Here is a 17,800-nt window from a genome sequence, read left to right as displayed (position 1 = left end):
ACGCTGGCCGATTCCAACGCCGACCTCGCGGTGGACCTGCGCGCCCAGATCCGGGAGCAGCTACGCAGCGGCGCGAGCGAGACCGCCGTGAAGGACTTCCTCGTGCAGCGCTATGGCGACTTCGTGCTCTACGACCCGCCGGTGCGGCCATTGACGTGGCTGCTGTGGTTCGGGCCGGCGCTGGCGGTGCTCGGCACTGCGGTGGTTGTGGTGCGGGCGCGGCGGTGGCATCGGGCGGTGTTCCGGCCTCGGACGGATCCGCCTGAATTGGCCGATTCTGTTGCGCCGCCGGGACGGTCCCGTTGGGTGGTCGCCGCCTCGCTGGCCCTGCTGCCAGGCGGGGCGATGCTGCTCTACCTCCACCTCGGCAACCCCGGCATGGTCCGCGCGGCGTGGGCCAGTGCGCCGGCCACGCTGCCGACTGGCGATGGGCATACGGTCGACATGCAGCAAATCGACGCCATGGTGTCCCGGCTGGCGCTACGGCTGCGGCAGGAACCGGGCGATGCCAATGGGTGGTACATGCTGGCGCGGTCGTATACGGCGCTGGAACGGTTTGATGATGCGGCGGCGGCTTATGGGAAGGCCGTGGCGCTCGTCCCGGATGCGGCGGCGCTCAGGGCTGATTATGCCGATGCGCTGGCCAGCGCGGCTGGGGGGCAGCTGGAGGGGGCGCCGATGGAGCAGGTGCGGGCGGCGCTGGCGCTGGATGGGGATGAGCCCAAGGCGCTGGCCCTGGCGGGGACGGATGCGGCTGAGCGGGGGGCGCTGCCTGAGGCGATTGGGTATTGGGAGCGGTTGTATCGGTTGCTGCCGGCGGATTCTGAGACGGCTCGGAGGGTTAGGGGGAATTTGGAGGTTGCGAGGGGGGTGGTTCGTTGATGGATGGTGTTGGCTTTTGTTGGCAACGGCATGTTTCACATCGCCCTGCGGGCGCTGCGACTCCAAAAGCCAACACCACATCAGCGTTTACCCCARGTTTTCATATAACCATAAAAGGGTAACGTCTCACCCCATGCAGACGACCCGCCCGATCACCCTCACCGAACGCGTCATCCAGCAACTCCGCGCGGAGATTGCGGACGGCGTCTACCCGGTCGGCGCCCGCCTCCCCACCGGCAAGCAGCTCGCCGAGCAATACGGCGTCAGCACCGCCGTCATCCGGGAAGTGACCGAGCATCTCCGCTCGCAGGGGATGATCGAAAGCCGTCAGGGGCTCGGCAGCACCGTCCGTTCCCGCGTCAGCGACGCTGGATTCCGCCTGTCCGGCCAGGCTGGCGCCGACGCCGCCGATCTGGCGGCGATCTACGAGCTGCGTCTCGATCTGGAAAGCGCCGCCGCCGCGATGGCCGCGCGTCGCCGGACCGACGACGATCTCCGGCGTATGGCCGACCTGCTCGGTACCCTCGCCGCCCAGTTGCACGACATCGACCGGGGTGCCGAATCCGACACTCAGTTCCACGTGGCCGTGGCCACCGCCACCCACAACAAGTACTACCAGGACCTGCTCCAGTACCTGAACCTGCAGCTCCATCACGCCGTGCGCACSGCGCGCGGCAATTCCCAGCAGCAGCCGGGGCTGCCCGAGCAGGTGCATGGCGAGCATGTGGCGATTTTCGAGGCGATCCGCGCGGCGGACCCCGAGGCCGCCCGGCTGGCCGCCGCCGCCCATCTTCGCAATGCCGCCGCGCGGCTTGGCCTGCCGCTGCGGGCCGCCGCCTGAACCCCCTCTATATATAGATAGGTATCCCATGTCCGACGCCGCCTTCCTGCAACGCCTGACCGACACCCTTGGCCCCGACGTGGTGGCCACCGCGCCCGATGACGTGGCGCCGTGGACCAGCGACTGGCGCGGCCTCTACAAGGGCCAGGCCCAGGCCGTGATTCGGCCGCGCACGACCGAGCAGGTCTCCCGGGCGCTGGCGCTGTGCCAGCAGGCCGGCGTGCCGGTGGTGCCGCGCGGCGGCAATACCGGCCTGTGCGGCGGTGCCGCGCCGGACAACCGGTCCGTCAACGTGATCCTGAGCCTGGACCGCATGGACAAGATCCGGTCGATCGACACCATCGCCAACACCATGGTCGTGGAGGCCGGCTGCATTCTCGGCAATCTGCGCCGTGCCGCCGAGGAGGCCGACCGGCTGTTCCCGCTGTCGCTGGCGGCCGAGGATTCGTGCCAGATCGGCGGCAATCTCGCCACCAACGCCGGCGGCGTGAACGTGGTGCGCTACGGCATGACGCGCGAGCTGGTGCTGGGCGTGGAGGCGGTGCTGCCCGATGGCGAGGTCTTCCACGGCCTGCGCACGCTGCGCAAGGACAACACCGGCTACGACCTCAAGCAACTGCTGATCGGCTCCGAAGGCACGCTGGGCGTGATCACGGCTGCCGCGCTGCGCCTGCTGCCGCGCGCCGACTCGCGCGCCGTGGTGCTGGCTGCCGTGGAATCGTCCGAGCAGGCGCTGAAGCTGTTCTCGCTGCTGTTCGCCCGTTGCGGCGCCCGGCTTCAGGCTTTCGAGTTCTTTACGGGCGACTGTCTGGAACTGGTGCTGACCCATGCCGAAGGCGTGCAGGCGCCCTTCCCGGAGCGCCATCCGGCCTACGTGCTGGTGGAAATCGCCGACACGGCGCCCGAGGACGTGCTCAACGCCCTGCTGGAATCGGTGATTGGCGACGCGCTGGAGCAGGGTCTCTGCCTCGACGCGGCGGTCTCGGCCTCGCTGGCCCAGTTGCAGAGCCTGTGGCGGCTGCGCGAGGAGATCTCCGAGGCCCAGCGCGCCGACGGGCTGCACCTGAAGCACGATGTTTCCCTGCCGATCGAGCGGATTCCGGCCTTCATGGCGTCGATGGAGGCCCGGCTGCTGGCSARGCACCCCGGCATCCGCCCGTTCATCTTCGGCCATTTTGGCGAYGGCAACCTGCACTACAACCTGTCGCGCCCGCTCGGCGCGGACGCCAAATGGGCGCTCAACGAGGGCAAGGCGGTCAGCGAGGACGTGCTGGACGAAGTGGCCCGCTACGACGGCAGCATCAGCGCCGAGCACGGCATCGGCCAGCTCAAGCGCGACGCGTTCCTGGCACTGAAAGACCCGCTCGAACTGCGCCTGATGCGCGCCATCAAGCAGGTGTTCGACCCCAGCGGCATCATGAATCCGGGCAAGCTGCTTTGATTCCGCGCARGCGCCGGCGTCGGGATCACACGGCGCTATACTGTCAGCCCTTTTCCGCACCCTATCGGTTGAAAAATTGGCTGATCAAGACCTGAGCAGGCTGAAGATCGATCGCAGTGCCATGGCGCCCGCGCCGCGTGGGCGCCGCCGCTGGCTCCGCTACGCGGCCATCGCSGTGGTCGTGCTGGCCGTGATCGGCATTGGCGCCCGGCTGGCCGGGCCGCAGGCGGTGGAGGTGGTCACCGTCTCCAGCGCCTACCCCTCCCAGAACTACACCCTGCTGAACGCCACCGGCTACGTGGTGCCGCAGCGCAAGGCGGCACTGGCGTCCAAGGCGCAGGGCCGGCTCGAATGGCTGGGCGTGCTGGAAGGCTCGCGCGTCAAGAAGGACGAAATCATCGCCCGGATCGAAAGCCGGGACGTGGAGGCGTCGCTGGCCCAGGCCCGGGCGCAGGTGCAGGTGGCGCAGGCCAACCTGCAACTCCAGCAGGCCGAACTGCGCGATGCCGAGGTGAACCTGCGCCGCTCCGAGACGCTGCTGGCGCCCAAGGCCATCTCGGTGCAGCAGTACGACGCCGACCTGGCCCGCTACAACAAGGCGAAGGCGTCGATCAACAACTCGCAGGCGTCCATCACCTCCGCCCAGGCCAACGCCCGCTCGGCGGAGGTATCCGTCGAGCAGACCGTGATCCGCGCGCCGTTCGACGGCGTGGTGCTGATCAAGCACGCCAACGTGGGCGACAACATCACGCCGTTCTCGGCCGCCTCGGACACCAAGGGCGCGGTCGTGACCATTGCCGACATGGAGACCCTCGAAGTCGAGGCCGATGTGTCCGAGTCGAACATCGTCAAGATCATCGTCGACCAGCCCGTGGAACTGCTGCTGGATGCCCTGCCCGACCTGCGCATGGCCGGCCGGGTGTCGCGCATCGTGCCGACTGTGGACCGCTCGAAGGCCACCGTGCTGGTCAAGGTGCGTTTTGTCGACCGTGACCCGCGCGTGCTGCCGGACATGAGCGCCAAGATCGCCTTCCTCTCCAAGCCTGTGCCGCCCGAGGACCGCAAGGCGCTGGTCGCCGTGCAGCCGGCCGCCATTGTCGAGCGCGACGGCAAGCCGGTGGTGTTCCAGGTGGTGGATGGCAAGGCCAGGCAGGTGCCGGTGACCAAGGGCGCCCGCGTGGGCGAGCTGGTGGCCGTGCAGGGCGTGAAGCCCGGCGACACGCTGGTGCTGGCGCCGGCCGACAAGCTGTCCGATGGCAGCAAGGTCTCCGTGGCGAAGAAGTGACGTGACGACCGACGTGACAACCGACGTGACAACTGATCCCGCCGCCCCCCGCSCCGCTGAGCCGCTCGTCGCCATCCGCCACCTCGCCAAGTCGTACCGGCGTGGTGCGCAGACGGTGCCGGTGCTGTCCGACATCACACTCGACATTGCCGAGGGCGATTTCATCGCGCTGATGGGGCCGTCCGGCTCGGGCAAGAGCACGCTGCTGAACCTGATCGCCGGCATCGACCGCCCGGACAGCGGCGAGTTGCGCGTGGCCGGGGTGGACATTGCCGGGCTGCCGGAATCCTCGCTGGCCGACTGGCGCGCCGCGCACGTCGGCTTCATCTTCCAGTTCTACAACCTGATGCCGGTGCTCACCGCGTACGAGAACGTGGAACTGCCGCTGATGCTGACGCGCCTGTCGCGCCATGAGCGGCGGGAGCGCGTGGAGATGGTGCTGGGCATGGTCAATCTGGCCGACCGGATGGACCACTACCCGTCCGAGCTGTCCGGCGGCCAGCAGCAGCGCGTGGCGATTGCCCGCGCGCTGATTACCGACCCCACGCTGATCGTGGCCGACGAGCCCACTGGCGACCTCGACCGCACCTCCGCCACCGAGATCCTGGCCATGCTGCAACGGCTCAATGCCGACGCCGGCAAGACCATCATCATGGTCACCCACGACGCCCACGCGGCCGAGGCGGCGCGCTCGCTCGTCCATCTGGAAAAGGGCGAACTGCTGGCCGGCCGGCGCTAGTTTCAGCATTCCAGGACATCAGGACCCCATCGCCATGTACCTGCCCCGGCTGATCGCCCGCAACGCCATGCGCCACAAGCTGCGCACGGCGCTGACCGTGCTCGGGCTGGTCATCGCCGTGCTGGCATACGGGCTGCTCCAGACCGTGGTGGATGCCTGGTACGCCGGCGCGGCGGCGGCGTCCAACGCGCGGCTGGTCACGCGCAACTCGATCTCGCTGGTGTTTCCGCTGCCGCTGAGCTACGAAAATCGCATCCGTGGCGTGGAGGGCGTGACGCAAGTCGCCCGCTCAAGCTGGTTCGCGGGCACCTATCGCGACCCCAAGAACTTCTTCGCCCAGTTCGCCGTCTCGGACAACTACATCGATCTGTATCCCGAACTGATCCTGCCGCCCGAACAGCGCGCGGACTACCGGCGCGACCGCCGGGGCGCGCTGGTGGGCCGGCAATTGGCCGACCAGTACGGCTTCAAGATCGGCGATGTCATCCCGCTCAAGGGCACGATCTACCCGGGCACGTGGGACTTCGTCGTGCGCGGCATCATGGAAGGCCGCGATGAGTCCACCATCACGCGGCAGATGCTGTTCCACTACGAGTACCTGAACGAAAGCATCCGCAAGAAGGCCGTCGGCAAGCCGGATCAGGTGGGCGTGTTCATCCTCGGCATCGACAACCCGGACAATGCCGCCGCMGTCTCCCGCCGCGTGGACGACGTCTTCCGCAACTCGCTGGCCGAGACCATGACCGAGACGGAGCAGGCGTTCCAGCTCGGTTTCGTGGCGATGTCCAACCAGATCATCGCGGCCATCCGCGTGGTGTCCTACGTGGTGATCGTGATCGTGATGGCCGTGATGGCGAATGCCATGGCGATGAGCGCCCGCGAGCGGACCACCGAATATGCGACGYTRAARGCACTTGGCTTCGGGCCGGGCTTCCTGGCGATGCTGGTGTTCGGGGAGTCGATGGTGCTGTGCATGATCGGCGGCGCCATCGGCATATTACTGACCCCACCGGCCGCCAATCTGTTCAAGTCGACGGTCGGCAACGTGTTCCCGGTGTTCACGGTGTCGCACGAAACCGCCGCGATGCAGGCAGCCTGCGCACTCGTCTGCGGCGTGGCGGCGGCCATCGTGCCGGCCGTGCAGGCGGCGCGCGTGCGCATCGTCGAGGGCCTGCGGGCCATCGGCTGACCGGCCCGGCCCCCTCCCCCACATGGTCATCCCACTCCACTACATCGCACGCAACGTCTGGGCCCGGCGGCTCACCACCGCGCTCACGGCGGGCGGGCTGGCGCTGGTGGTCTTCGTCTTCGCGGCGATGCTGATGCTCGACGCCGGCCTCAAGCAGACGCTGGTGACCACCGGCGAGGCGGACAACGTGGTGCTGATCCGCAAGGGCGCCGAAACCGAGATCCAGAGCGCGATCACCCGCGACCAGGCGGCGGCCATGGAGATGCACCCGGCCGTGGCGATGAACAAGGAGGGTCGGCCGATGGCCTCGCGCGAGGCCGTGGTGCTGATTTCGCTGACCAAGAGCGGCGCGGCCTCCCCGGCCAATGTGGTGATCCGGGGGATATCGCCGCAGGGCGTGACGCTGCGCCCGCAGGTACGTATCACGGCCGGGCGCGTGTTCCGGCCGGGTTCGTCGGAGATCATCGTCGGCAGCAGCATCGCCAAGGGCTTCGGCAACGTGCGCATTGGCGACCACCTGCGCTTTGCCCAGCGCGACTGGACCGTGGTGGGCCATTTCGACGCCGGCGGCAGCGGCTTCGACTCCGAGATCTGGGGCGATGTAGACCAGCTCATGCAGTCGTTCCGGCGCACCAGCTATTCGTCGATGGTGGTGCGCCTGGGCCAGGCGGACGGCTTCGACAAGTTCCGGGCCGACATCGACGTGGACCCCCGCCTCGCCAACGAGGCCAAGCGCGAGCAGCAGTTCTACAGCGACCAGTCGCGCGCGCTCTCCACCTTCATCAACATCCTTGGGCTGACGCTGACCACGATCTTCTCCGTGGCGGCGATGATCGGCGCCATGATCACGATGTACGCCTCGGTGGCCAATCGCGTGGGCGAGATCGGCACGCTGCGCGCGCTGGGCTTCCAGCGCACCAATGTGCTCGCGGCGTTTCTTATCGAGGCGGTGCTGCTGGGCTTTGTCGGCGGCGTGGCCGGGCTGGCCTGCGCCGCGCTGATGCAGTTTGCGTCATTTTCGACGACGAACTTCCAGACCTTCGCCGACCTGTCGTTCCGTTTCCTGCTCACGCCGGGCATCGTCGTCAAGACGCTGCTGTTCTCGATGGCGATGGGCTTCATCGGCGGATTCCTGCCAGCGCTGCGCGCGTCGCGCCTGAATATCGTGGATGCGCTGCGCGCGCGTTGAACGGAAACCCGTTCGGGTGATCGGATAGATCCGGATCGAAACCGGGTCGGGGGGGCCCCCCCGGCGTCTCCCGGTTTCTAAAGTTTCTACCATTCAGCGCAGACCGCTTCGTTTCTACCCTCCATGCACACTCATGGAGAGCAGAAATGAACACCACCTATCGCGCAGTCTTTAACGAATCCCTTGGCACCTGGGTTGCCGTTTCCGAAATCGCCAAGTCCCACGGCAAGCGCAGCAGCGTGCGCAAGGCACTGACTGCCTTGGCCGTGGCGGCAAGCCTGATGGGCATGCAAGGCATGGCCAATGCCGGCGAGATTGACGCGGAAGCGGCCGTGCTCGCCCAGCCCACGACTTCCCAAGACATCCAGTCGGCCGACGCGGCCGCCTGCGAGCCCGAACTCGACGCCGCCGGCCTGCCGATTGTCGATACTTGCAAGGAAACTGCGACGTCTGGCGATCAGAAGCTCATCATCGGCGCTGGCGTTGTCGCCGGCCTCGGCGGCCTCGCGGCCCTGCTCAATGGCGGTGGCGGCAGCCACGCCAGCGCACCGGCCCCGGCGATCGCTCCCGACTTCGCCCCGGTGATCGCTCCGGTCGTCGCCCCCGACGCCGAGCCCGCACCCAGCCCTGCCCCGCTTCCCGGCGTTCGCATCGTCAATGCCACAGACATCCAGGTCTTTGCCGGCCAGATCGGCACGGAAGTCAAGAGCGACAACGCCACGATCATCAACGCCGGCCAGGTATCGGCCACCGGCGAGGGCGCCGTCGGGACATCGGTGACCGGCGACGGCGCAACGGTGGTCAACGAAGGCAGCGTGACGGTCGCCGAAGGCGGCACCGGGACTCGCGTCGACGGCTCGAACGCCACGATTACCAATACCGGCAACGTTTACACCGCGGGTACCGGTTCGATCGGGACGCTTGTCAATGGCGACGACGCCATCGTCACCGACGCCGGACAGAACACCATCACGGACGGCGCCACGGGCGTCTCCGTGAACGGCGACCGTGCCGAGGTCAACCTGATTGGACAGATGACGGTGGGCAACGATGCTACCGGCGCGCAGCTGAACGGCAACGACGGCCATATCGTCATCGGCAGCGCCGGTCAGGGCGCGGCTACGACAAACGTCACGGTAATCGGTGGTAACGCCACCGGCGTCAAGGTGGCCGGCACCGGTAATACGATCACGCTGCACGGCGGCATCACCGTAGACAAGGACCAGAGCGCCCCCGATGCGGCCGAGCGGTTTGCGGAAACCGCCACGGGCCTGGCCGTCACCGGGAGCAGCAACACCGTGATTCTGAACGGGCAATTGCACGTCGTGGCCGATGGCGAAGAGATTGAAGCCTTCGTTGCCCGTGGTGGAAGTGGCGCGGCGGAGTCGCTCAACGGGGTGATCGTGTCCGGAGACGTGGCYGGCGCAGAAAACACCAACAAGGTGTTCCTGAATGGTGGCGTGTCCTTGACGGGCGAAAAAAATGCCTTGACCGGGGCAGCCGGCAGTGCGCAGTCCGCAGGCAGCAGCATCTACGCGCCGCTCGTTACCGTCGACGGCAACAGCGAACTGCACATCTCGGGTCACTCCAGCATCGAGGGCAGCGGCACGTTCTCCCCGAAACTGATCACGGCCAGCAACGGCGCCCGCATCATCTGGGAGAACGGCGACCTTAACGCCGATACCAGCCGGTACAGCACCCACGAGATGTATGACAACGGCGGCACGGCCCTGATCGATGTCCGCAGCGGCGCCAGCCTGGACATCAAGGATTCAGCCCATGTCCAGGCTGGCACCCAGACCCACTTCATCGAGGCACGGGGCACGGGCAGCCGGGTCAACAACGAAGGTACGATCGACCTGACGAAGGTGAACGAGGATGCCCCTGTCACGGGCACAGGTACCCACGTCTCCACGGTCGCCCTCTTCGCTTATGAAGGCGCCAGCGCAACAAATAGCGGCACGATCTCGCTCAACAGCGATGATGCCGAAGCCGTCCTCGAAGGCAACGGCGACTGGGAGTGGGTCAACTATCATGCCGTTCAGAGCGGCATGATGGGGATGATCGCGAGCAATGCGGGCAGCACCGCCGTCAACACCGGCACGATCACCGGCCATGGCTACCGGCTCTACGGCATGGGTGCCATCGAGGGCGCCGTGCGCAACGAGGGCAAGATCGACCTCCAGCCGAAGTCGGATATCGCCTTTGCTCGCGCCGACGACTACGGCGCCGGCATGTACGCAGGCACCGACCGCGTCAGTCTGGGCACGGCCACCAATGCGCCCGGAGGCACCATCACCATGCATAACGCTGGCATCGGCATGGTTGCCCAGAAAGGTGCGACTGTTGTCAACCAAGGCGCCATCAACCTCGTCGCSGACGAGGGCGCAACGGCGCGCGATGGACAGTTGATCGGCATGGCCGCCTACAACGGTGGCACCGCCATCAACGACACCACGGGCGTCATCAACATCGAGACCGGTGCGGGCCGGGCCTTCGACGTTGACGGCACCAGCCTGATCGTCAATCGGGGCAGCGTGAACTTCAACGGCCAGACCATGGACCCGAGCGACTCGCATATGGGGGCCACGCCGAACACGGCCACGCCACTTGCCGGCGTCATTGCCGGAACAGGCCAGTCGGTTACGCTGGATGACCCCCTGGGTTATGTCGCCGCCAACCATCTCACCAACTATGGCGCAGTGACCAACGCCGCCACGCTGGACATGCGCAGCAGTTGGCTGCTCAACCAGCAAGGCGCCAGCTTCTCGTCGCCGTCGAACTCGCTGACGCTGGCTTCCTTCGAGAACAAGGGCACGCTGGCGGCCGGCGCGGTGCGGAGCGGCACGGGGTACAACCGGGCCGGTGCCACGATGAATGTGGGACTGCTGACGCTCGCTTCGAACGCCACCTTGTTTAACGAAGGCAACTTCCACGGCAGCGCAACGGCGGCGTCCTATACCAACAACATCGTCAATACCGGCAACTGGACGGTGAACGCGGGCAATGCCATCCAGGGCCGCCTCAACGTCTTCAATCAACAGGGCGGCACCCTGCGCAATACGGCGCCGGGCACTGGCACGCTGGTCAACATCAGCTCCCTGCCTGGGGGCCAGCCGTTCAACAACGCCGGCACGATCACGGCCACCGACGGCTACAGCGCCCTCAAGACCGCCAATGGCGACGCGACCGCCAATCCGAACAACTGGCTGGTCAACCGTTCGACGGGCGTGATCAACGGCATGATGAACGGCACCGAGAAGGCACTGATCAGCATGGGCCGCGCCACCAGTTTCGGCAACGAAGGCACGATCAATGTGCAGGGCAACGGGGCGGTGGGCATCCTGGGCGTCAATTCGGGTTACACCACCCACATCATCAATGCCGGCACCCTCAACGTCGGCACCGAAGCCGGCAAGGCGGACGGCACGAACGGCACCGGTCTGGTCGGCATCAAGGGCACCAACACCGCGAACCAGATCTACAACAACACCACGGGCGTCATCAACGTCTACGCCAACAATTCGTACGCCTTCGGCGGCAATGGCAAGGTCGTCAACAACGGCACCGTGAACCTCGAGTGCGACACCGGCTGTGCGATCTTTGCGCCGGGCAGCGCCGCGGCCATCACGGGCAGCAACAAGGCCATCGTGGCCCAGACCACAGCGCCCTCGCAGGGCACCGTGCCCACGCCGGCAGCCGAAGCGCCCCGCATGGTGCTGCGCGGCTACMAGGTCGGCACCAATGCCAACGGTACGGCCGGCACCCTGCGMGGCAGCCATCTGGACGTCTCCGAGGTCAAGGTCGACACCGCCTTCGCCGCCGGCACCGCCGCCAAGGCGGTCACCTTCGACAACGTGTTCCAGGGCASTGATATCACCGGCGCCCAGAGCATTCAGTCCGACAGCGCCGTCTGGACCGCCAACGCGGCCCAGGACGCCAAGGGCATCGACGTGACGATGACCAAGAACGCCTACCAGGACGTGGTGACCGACGCCAAGCTCAAGGACGCCGCCGCCGCCCTCGAAGGCGCCTACTCCAACAACGCCGTGTTCCAGAGCCTGAACCTGGCCACCGCCGCCGAAGTCACCAAGGGCGTGAGCCAGCTCACCGGCCAGGGCTTCGGCCAGGCCATGAACCAGGCCAAGGTGCTCAGCAACCGCTTCAACGTGCTGGCCGACAACGTCAAGGAAACCCCGAGCGGCCTGGGCTTCAACATGGTCACCCGTGGCACCCCCGGCGCCCGCCTGGCTGGCTCCGAGTACGACATGGCCGTGCTGTCCTCGCGCTTCAGCGTGGGCGACCAGGGCAAGGTGGCCGTGCGCTACGGCGTGGCCAACCTGGCCAGCATCGACGCCGGCTCCAACGCCGCCGCCAGCAACGGCCTCTCGGGGGTGAGCCAGTTCGCCGGCGTGCAGTACGTCAACCCGATCGCCGCCGGGCTGGAACTCTCCGGTGACCTGCAGTTCGAGCAACATCGGCTGGAATCGAGCCGCTCGCTCAACTACGGCAGCGTCAACGAGACCGCTTCCTCGAAGAACGGCCAGGACAAGTACCGCGCCAACTTCGTGGTGGGCAAGCCGGTGGAAGTGGCGAAGGGCTTCACCGTCACGCCGATGATGGGCCTGGACATGCGCCAGACCCGCGACCACGCGGTGAACGAGCAAGGCGCCGGGGCCTACAACCTCAACGTCTCGGGCGCCACCACCACGGCGATGGACGCCATCGGCGGTGTGAAGCTGGGCTATCAGCACGCSAACGGCCTGAACGCCAGCKTGCGCCTGCAGGGCGGGCCGAACCTGTTCTAYGGCGCCGGCCAGCGCCAGGCCAGCCTGGCTGGTGCCCCGGATGCGCGCTTCGCGCTGCCGGATGCCACCCAGCGCAGCCGCTTCAACTACAACAGCACSGTCAGCGTGGGCTACGCCAAGAACCTGCTCAACCTGTCCGCCAACGGCTACACGGCCGACCAGGACGGCGTGAAGGACTACGGCGTGATGTTCAAGGTGGTCAAGCAGTTCTAAGACGGATCCGAATCCGCCTCTCCATGCGGTGACTTCGGCCGGGCGCCTTGCCCGGCTTTTTTTCGTTTACCTGATTACCCGATCACCTCTTCGCAGACCGCCAGCCACGCGCGCGCCGCGTGAGACAGGTAGCGGCCCGGCGGCCAGACGTGGGCCATCGCCCAGTCCATGGTCGGCTCGGTCAGCCGGGCCATGGCGAGGGTGTCGGCGGCATCCAGCCGCGCCAGCAGCGGTTCAGGCAGAAAGGTGGTGCCAAGGCCCGCGGCCGCCATCGACACCAGGAAGTCCCAATGGCCGCTCTGCGCCACCACGCGCGGCGCCATGCGGGCCGTGGCAAACGCCTGGCGCAGCTTGCGGGTCAGCGAGAACTCGTCGGTCAGCAGCACCAGCGGCGTCTCGCGCAGCGCRTCSAGCTTCACCGTCCGGCCRCCCGCCCAAGGCGCGCCGCGCGGGCCGACCACCCAGATCGGATACCGCGCGAACTCGCGCGTGGCGAGATCCAGCCCGCTGTCGCCGGGCAGCACCGTGGCGCCCACTTCAAGTTCGCCATTCGCCACTTGTTGCTCGACCACCTGCCCGCCATGCTCGGACAAGGTCAGTTCGAGATTCGGATACCGCTGACGGAACGCGCTGACCGCAGGCGAGAAGAACAGGTTGACCATCGGCGGCAGGCCCACGGTCAGCTGCCCGCGCCCGAGTGACGACAGATCCGCCACTTCCAGCGTCAGCCGATGCACCACGCCAAGCGCCTCCTGCCCACGGTCGTAGACCACCCGGCCCACATCGGTCAGCCGCACGGACTTGCCTTCGCGGATCAACAGCGGCTGGCCCACCTCGTCCTCCAGCTGACGCACCATCTTGCTGATGGTGGACTGGGTGACGTACAGCGACGCCGCCGCCTGCGTGAAGCTCTTGAGCCGCGCGGTTTCCACGAAGTAGCGCAGCGCGCGGATGTCGATGGGCATGGCATTCCCCGGGATCGATTGATATGAAAATTCCGACTGGATCGACGAATTTTAAATCATGCAGGGAATGATCGCCAGTTCGCTACACTGCCCCGCAACGCTCCCACACACTTCCGCCCCCGGACGATTCCCATCATGGCTGGCTGGCCGCATGCCCGACAGTGGCTGTTCTCGCTGAAGGCATTCGCGGCCGCGATGCTGGCGCTCTATATCGCCCTGTCCTTCGGCCTGCCGCGCCCCTACTGGGCCATGGCCACGGTCTACTTCGTCTCGCATCCGCTCACGGGCGCCACGCGCTCCAAGGCTGCCTATCGCGTGACCGGTACGGTGCTGGGCGCCACCGCCGCCGTGGTCACGGTGCCCGCGCTGGTCAATATGCCGATTGTGCTGACGGGCGCCATTGCGCTGTGGATCACGGGGCTGGTCTACCTCTCGCTGCTGGAGCGCGGCCCGCGCAGCTATGTGTTCCTGCTGGCCGCCTACACGCTGCCCATCGTGGCGCTGCCGGCCGTGAGCCATCCGGGGGAGATTTTCGATGTGGCGGTGGCGCGCATCGAGGAGATTGTCATCGGCATCGTCTGCGCGGGGCTGGTCGGGGCGATCGTGCTGCCGGCCAAGGTGGCGCCGGCGCTGCGCGAGCGCGCCGGGGAGTGGATTCGCGATGCCCGGGCCTGGKCGGCCGACATCCTCGCTGCCGACCCGCACGCCAGCGCCAGCCGCCACCGGCTGGCGGCGGACATGCTCGCGCTGGACCAGATGATCGCGCACCTGTCGTTCGATACCGAGAGCCGGCACACGCTGCACCACGCGCGGGCGCTGCGCGAGACCATGTCGCGGCTGATGCCCACGCTCKCCGCGCTGGACAGCGTGCTACGGGCCAAACCGCGCGCGCCGCACGCCAACCSCGCCCTGCAAGACACGGCCGATTTCCTGCGCGGCCGGATGGACGACTTGCTAGCCACCTGCGACGCCCTCCAGCACGGCATCGGCGACCGTCCCACGCAAGCCGTCCCGCCAGCCTCGGCGCGCATCGCCCCGTCAGAAAGCCCCACGGCAAGCCGCTATCACGATCACGGCATGCTGCTGTTCGGCGCGGCCTCCACGGGTCTGGCCGTGTTCTGCGCGGGGCTGATCTGGATGTTTTCCGGATGGGAGGATGGGGGCGGACCGGTGGCGGTGGCGGCCATCGCGTGCTGCTTCTTCGCCACCCTCGACGAACCGCGCCGCGTGACGCCGGTGTTCGCGCGTTGGAGCCTGGCGTGCCTGGGCGTGGCGTCGTACTACCTGTTTCTGGTCGTGCCGCACGCGCAGACCTTCGAGGCGCTGGTCGGCATGCTCGCCCTGCCCTACCTCGGCATCGGCCTGCTGATCGCGCGGCCCGGCTTCCAGTTGATTGCGATGCTGCTGTCGGTCAACACGGCCTCGTTCGCCAATATCCAGAGTATTTACGATGCCAACCTGCTCGGCGCCTTCAACACGAGTCTGGCGAACGCGGCGGCGATGCTGTTCGCGCCGCTCTGGGCGACGCTCGCGCGGCCGTTCGGGGCGCATGTGGCCGCGCACCGGCTGATCCGCGCGAGCTGGCAGGATCTGGCGCAGGCCGCCACGTGGCGCGGCGACCCCGCGCCGGTGGGCGCGCGCATGCTGGACCGCTTCGGGCAACTGATGCCGCGCCTCGGTGCCAGCGCGGACCGGCTGGCCTCGGACGGCTTTACGGAATTGCAGGTGGGCCATTGCACGCTGACGCTGCAGCAGGCGCTGCCGACCTTGCCGCCCGCCGCGCGCAAACCCGTGCGGCGCGTGTTGAGCGGGGTGGCGCGGCACTATCGCGGACGGCTGCGGACGGGCGAGGCGGTGCCAGCGCCGGCGCAGTTATCGGCTCGGATCAGGGAAGCCCTCGGCGCGGTTGCGGATGTACGTGACAACGCTGCCGTAATCAGCGCGCTGGTGGTGTTACGCGTGACGCTTGTCCACGGTGAGGACGAGGTGATATCGCGCATTCCGCGCAATCCCTCTCCCCCGGCCCCTCTCCCGCAAGCGGGCGAGGGGAGCAAACCGCCGTCCGTTGACAGGCCGAGGGGGTGCTCCCCTCTCCCTCCGGGAGCGGGGCGGGGGAGAGGGCAGGCGGCTCAAGATGCGTGATCGCATCGAGAAAGCGTGCGAGAGAAAACCCCTTCACACAACCGCCCCCGCCAGATACTGCGCCAGCGCGTCGAGCAGCAGCCCTGAGCCATGCTCCCGCGAACCCGCATCGTCATAGCCATCGAGAAAAGCGCCCTGCTCCGTCATGACGAGCCGCGTGCCATCGTCGACCGGCTTCATCTCGAAGGTGGCCAGCGAGACGGAAATCTTGCGCTCGCCCATATGCATCTCGTAGGCGTAGACCAGACGCTCGCCGGGCACCACATCGTAATAAATGGCATCGAAGGTCGAGACCAGCCCGTTGGCCCAGCYGCCCTTCAGGTGCTCGCGGCCACCGGGGCGGGCATCCATGGTCCGCGCCAGTTCCTGATAGCCATCGCCACCCCGGAACCATTGCGCCTTGGCCTTSGGGTCGGTCAGCGCSCGGAASACCTSCGCCGGCGTGGCCTTGAAGGTSCGCTCGATGCGGAAGATGCCGTGCACCACCGAGCGCTCGGCGGGCGGCGCATCGGCCATACGGGCCACTTCCACCTCCAGGCGGTCCAGCGTCTCGGCCCAGCCCTGCGCGGCGCCGCGCGTGAAATTGCCGGCGACCGGGTCCAGCAGCGTGTAGCGCTGCTCGACATCGAGCTGCGTGCCGCCGCAGACGTTCTCGAACGACACCGTGGTCAGGGCGTTGAACAGTGCGGCGCCGTCGCCGTCGACCACGGTCATGTCGATCACCAGCCGCGCGTTCGGCAGGATCTCGACAAAATGGCCGCGCACCCAGTGCGACTGCCCATCCGGCGCGCGCATGCAGTAGTCGAACTTGCCGCCCACGCGGGGCTCGACCTCGGCCTCGGGAATCGTGAACCCTTGCGGGCAGAACCAGTGCTTGACGTGCTCGGCGGACGTCCACGCCTGGAACACGAGTTCCTTGGGTGCGTTGAACGCGCGCGAGACCGTCAGTGGGCGCGGTTGCGCCAATTGGGTTGCCGTATCTTCAGTTGCCGTCGCCATCGGGGGTTGCCTCCTTCTTCATGGTTTCCAGGTATTCGCCCAGGCGGTCGAAGTGGCCTTCCCACTCGGCCCGCCGGGCGCTGATCCACTGCTCGGCCTGACTCAGCGCGTTCGGCGCCATCCGGCACGTGCGTACCCGCCCGACCTTCTGCGACTGCACCAGCCCGGCCTGTTCCAGCACGGCCAGGTGTTGCATGACGGCCGGCAAGGACATCGCCAGCGGCCGGGCAAGGTCGGTCACGGACGCGGGGCCGCGTGACAGTTGCACCAGCAGGGTCCGGCGCGTGGTGTCGGCCAGCGCCTGGAACGTCATATCGAGAGGATCGGATTGGTTAAGCATGTGCTTTAGTATAGCGACGGCAAATAGTTAAGCAAGGACTTTAGCAATAAATCTTCAGGCGGGTTGGCGAGAAGCTTGCTGCGCCTGTAGCGCGGCGATGCGCGCCAGCACGGCGGGCAGTTCGGGGGGCGGCGTGAGCTGGCCGATCAGCCACTGCACGGCATCGGCGACCTTGTCGGCGTCGTAGTCGGCGGAAAAGCTGTGGAGGGTCGCGCCGTGGAGGAACAGCCGGAGCGCGAGCAACTCCGGCTGCGACGGGTCGTTCGGGCCCTGCCCGAACAGCCGCGCCGGCACGGTGGCCAGTAGCGGGCCGATGGCCTCGGCCAGCCGGGTATCGCCRCGCGCGGCCATCCAGACTTCCAGGATGGCCAGCGAGGTGTGGCGCTGGCGGCGGTTCACCAGCGCATGGAGCATCAGGTGCAGGCGCACGCGGGATGGCATCGGCCCGAGCGCGGCCAGGCGCGCGGCCTCGGTATCGATCAGCTGCTCGACCATCGCCGGCAGCAGCGTGTAGCGCCCTTCCGGGAACTGATGCCGCAGCGAGCCGCGGCTGATGCCAGCCATTTCGCAGACGCGCGCCTCCCCAAAGGCGGCATAGCCCTGTTCGATCAACAACTGGGTGGCGGCATCGATCAGCGCCTGTCTGGTGGACGCGCTGCGCTCGGCTTGGGTCGGCATGGCCGCGATTGTAGCCACATCGCCCTGCGTCGCCATTGATTCCTCAACTGTCACAAAACAAACATACAAGTTTGTTTATATCTGGCCCG

13 protein-coding genes and 1 pseudogene are annotated in these 17,800 nt (G+C 67.3%); 10 read left to right on the top strand and 4 right to left on the bottom strand.

Annotated features, from left to right (window positions below; genetic code table 11):
* The 9 genes and pseudogenes from AB4Z27_RS08285 to AB4Z27_RS08245 form a co-directional block, all read left to right on the top strand.
* A pseudogene (locus AB4Z27_RS08285) lies at window positions 1-225 on the top strand (cytochrome c-type biogenesis protein); the annotation flags it as partial.
* A 120-nt stretch (window positions 226-345) separates the two neighbouring features.
* Window positions 346-882, top strand: a complete 537-nt coding sequence (locus AB4Z27_RS08280; RefSeq protein ID WP_441644221.1) for a tetratricopeptide repeat protein — start codon at window positions 346-348, stop codon at window positions 880-882.
* Between the two features lie 133 nt (window positions 883-1,015).
* Entirely contained in the window at window positions 1,016-1,723 is a 708-nt protein-coding gene (locus tag AB4Z27_RS08275) for a FadR/GntR family transcriptional regulator (RefSeq protein ID WP_092301134.1), read from the top strand.
* Between the two features lie 28 nt (window positions 1,724-1,751).
* A complete protein-coding gene (locus tag AB4Z27_RS08270) occupies window positions 1,752-3,164 on the top strand; it encodes an FAD-binding oxidoreductase (RefSeq protein ID WP_441644217.1) in 1,413 nt (470 codons plus the stop codon).
* A 76-nt stretch (window positions 3,165-3,240) separates the two neighbouring features.
* Window positions 3,241-4,449, top strand: a complete 1,209-nt coding sequence (locus AB4Z27_RS08265) for an efflux RND transporter periplasmic adaptor subunit (protein WP_092301128.1) — start codon at window positions 3,241-3,243, stop codon at window positions 4,447-4,449.
* A 25-nt stretch (window positions 4,450-4,474) separates the two neighbouring features.
* Complete coding sequence (locus AB4Z27_RS08260) at window positions 4,475-5,188, top strand: ABC transporter ATP-binding protein (RefSeq protein WP_441644216.1); 714 nt, start codon at window positions 4,475-4,477, stop codon at window positions 5,186-5,188.
* 34 nt (window positions 5,189-5,222) lie between these two features.
* Window positions 5,223-6,377: an ABC transporter permease gene (locus tag AB4Z27_RS08255; protein ID WP_092301125.1), complete on the top strand. Its 1,155-nt coding sequence runs from the start codon at window positions 5,223-5,225 to the stop codon at window positions 6,375-6,377.
* Between the two features lie 22 nt (window positions 6,378-6,399).
* Window positions 6,400-7,566, top strand: a complete 1,167-nt coding sequence (locus AB4Z27_RS08250) for an ABC transporter permease (protein ID WP_092301122.1) — start codon at window positions 6,400-6,402, stop codon at window positions 7,564-7,566.
* Window positions 7,567-7,712: 146 nt separating this feature from the next.
* Window positions 7,713-12,587 carry an ESPR-type extended signal peptide-containing protein gene (locus tag AB4Z27_RS08245; RefSeq protein WP_441644215.1) on the top strand — a complete coding sequence of 1,625 codons (4,875 nt, stop codon included), beginning with the start codon at window positions 7,713-7,715 and terminating at the stop codon, window positions 12,585-12,587.
* Window positions 12,588-12,661: 74 nt separating this feature from the next.
* Here AB4Z27_RS08245 and AB4Z27_RS08240 read toward each other — a convergent pair whose 3' ends face one another.
* Window positions 12,662-13,552, bottom strand: a complete 891-nt coding sequence (locus tag AB4Z27_RS08240; protein WP_441644214.1) for a LysR substrate-binding domain-containing protein — start codon at window positions 13,550-13,552, stop codon at window positions 12,662-12,664.
* 135 nt (window positions 13,553-13,687) lie between these two features.
* Here AB4Z27_RS08240 and AB4Z27_RS08235 point away from each other — a divergent pair, with 135 nt between their 5' ends.
* The gene (locus tag AB4Z27_RS08235; protein WP_441644213.1) at window positions 13,688-15,694 is read left to right on the top strand and encodes an FUSC family protein; all 2,007 of its coding nucleotides are present in this window, start codon (window positions 13,688-13,690) and stop codon (window positions 15,692-15,694) included.
* Between the two features lie 33 nt (window positions 15,695-15,727).
* On the opposite strand, the gene AB4Z27_RS08230 is transcribed toward AB4Z27_RS08235, so the two are convergent.
* The 3 genes from AB4Z27_RS08230 to AB4Z27_RS08220 are packed head-to-tail and all read right to left on the bottom strand — an operon-like array spanning window position 15,728 to window position 17,711.
* Window positions 15,728-16,693, bottom strand: a complete 966-nt coding sequence (locus AB4Z27_RS08230) for an SRPBCC family protein (RefSeq protein ID WP_441644212.1) — start codon at window positions 16,691-16,693, stop codon at window positions 15,728-15,730.
* Window positions 16,677-17,033, bottom strand: coding sequence for an ArsR/SmtB family transcription factor (locus AB4Z27_RS08225; protein ID WP_092301107.1), 357 nt, complete (start codon window positions 17,031-17,033; stop codon window positions 16,677-16,679). The genes AB4Z27_RS08230 and AB4Z27_RS08225 overlap by 17 nt, the downstream gene beginning before the upstream one ends.
* Before the next feature lie 54 nt (window positions 17,034-17,087).
* The gene (locus AB4Z27_RS08220; protein ID WP_092301320.1) at window positions 17,088-17,711 is read right to left on the bottom strand and encodes a TetR/AcrR family transcriptional regulator; all 624 of its coding nucleotides are present in this window, start codon (window positions 17,709-17,711) and stop codon (window positions 17,088-17,090) included.
* Window positions 17,712-17,800: the final 89 nt, after the last annotated feature.

Origin of the sequence: Cupriavidus sp. KB_39, assembly GCF_052114485.1 — a bacterium.
Classification (GTDB): Bacteria; Pseudomonadota; Gammaproteobacteria; order Burkholderiales; family Burkholderiaceae; genus Cupriavidus.
Note: the sequence above shows the minus strand (reverse complement) of the source record. Positions and strands in the feature narration are given on the sequence as shown.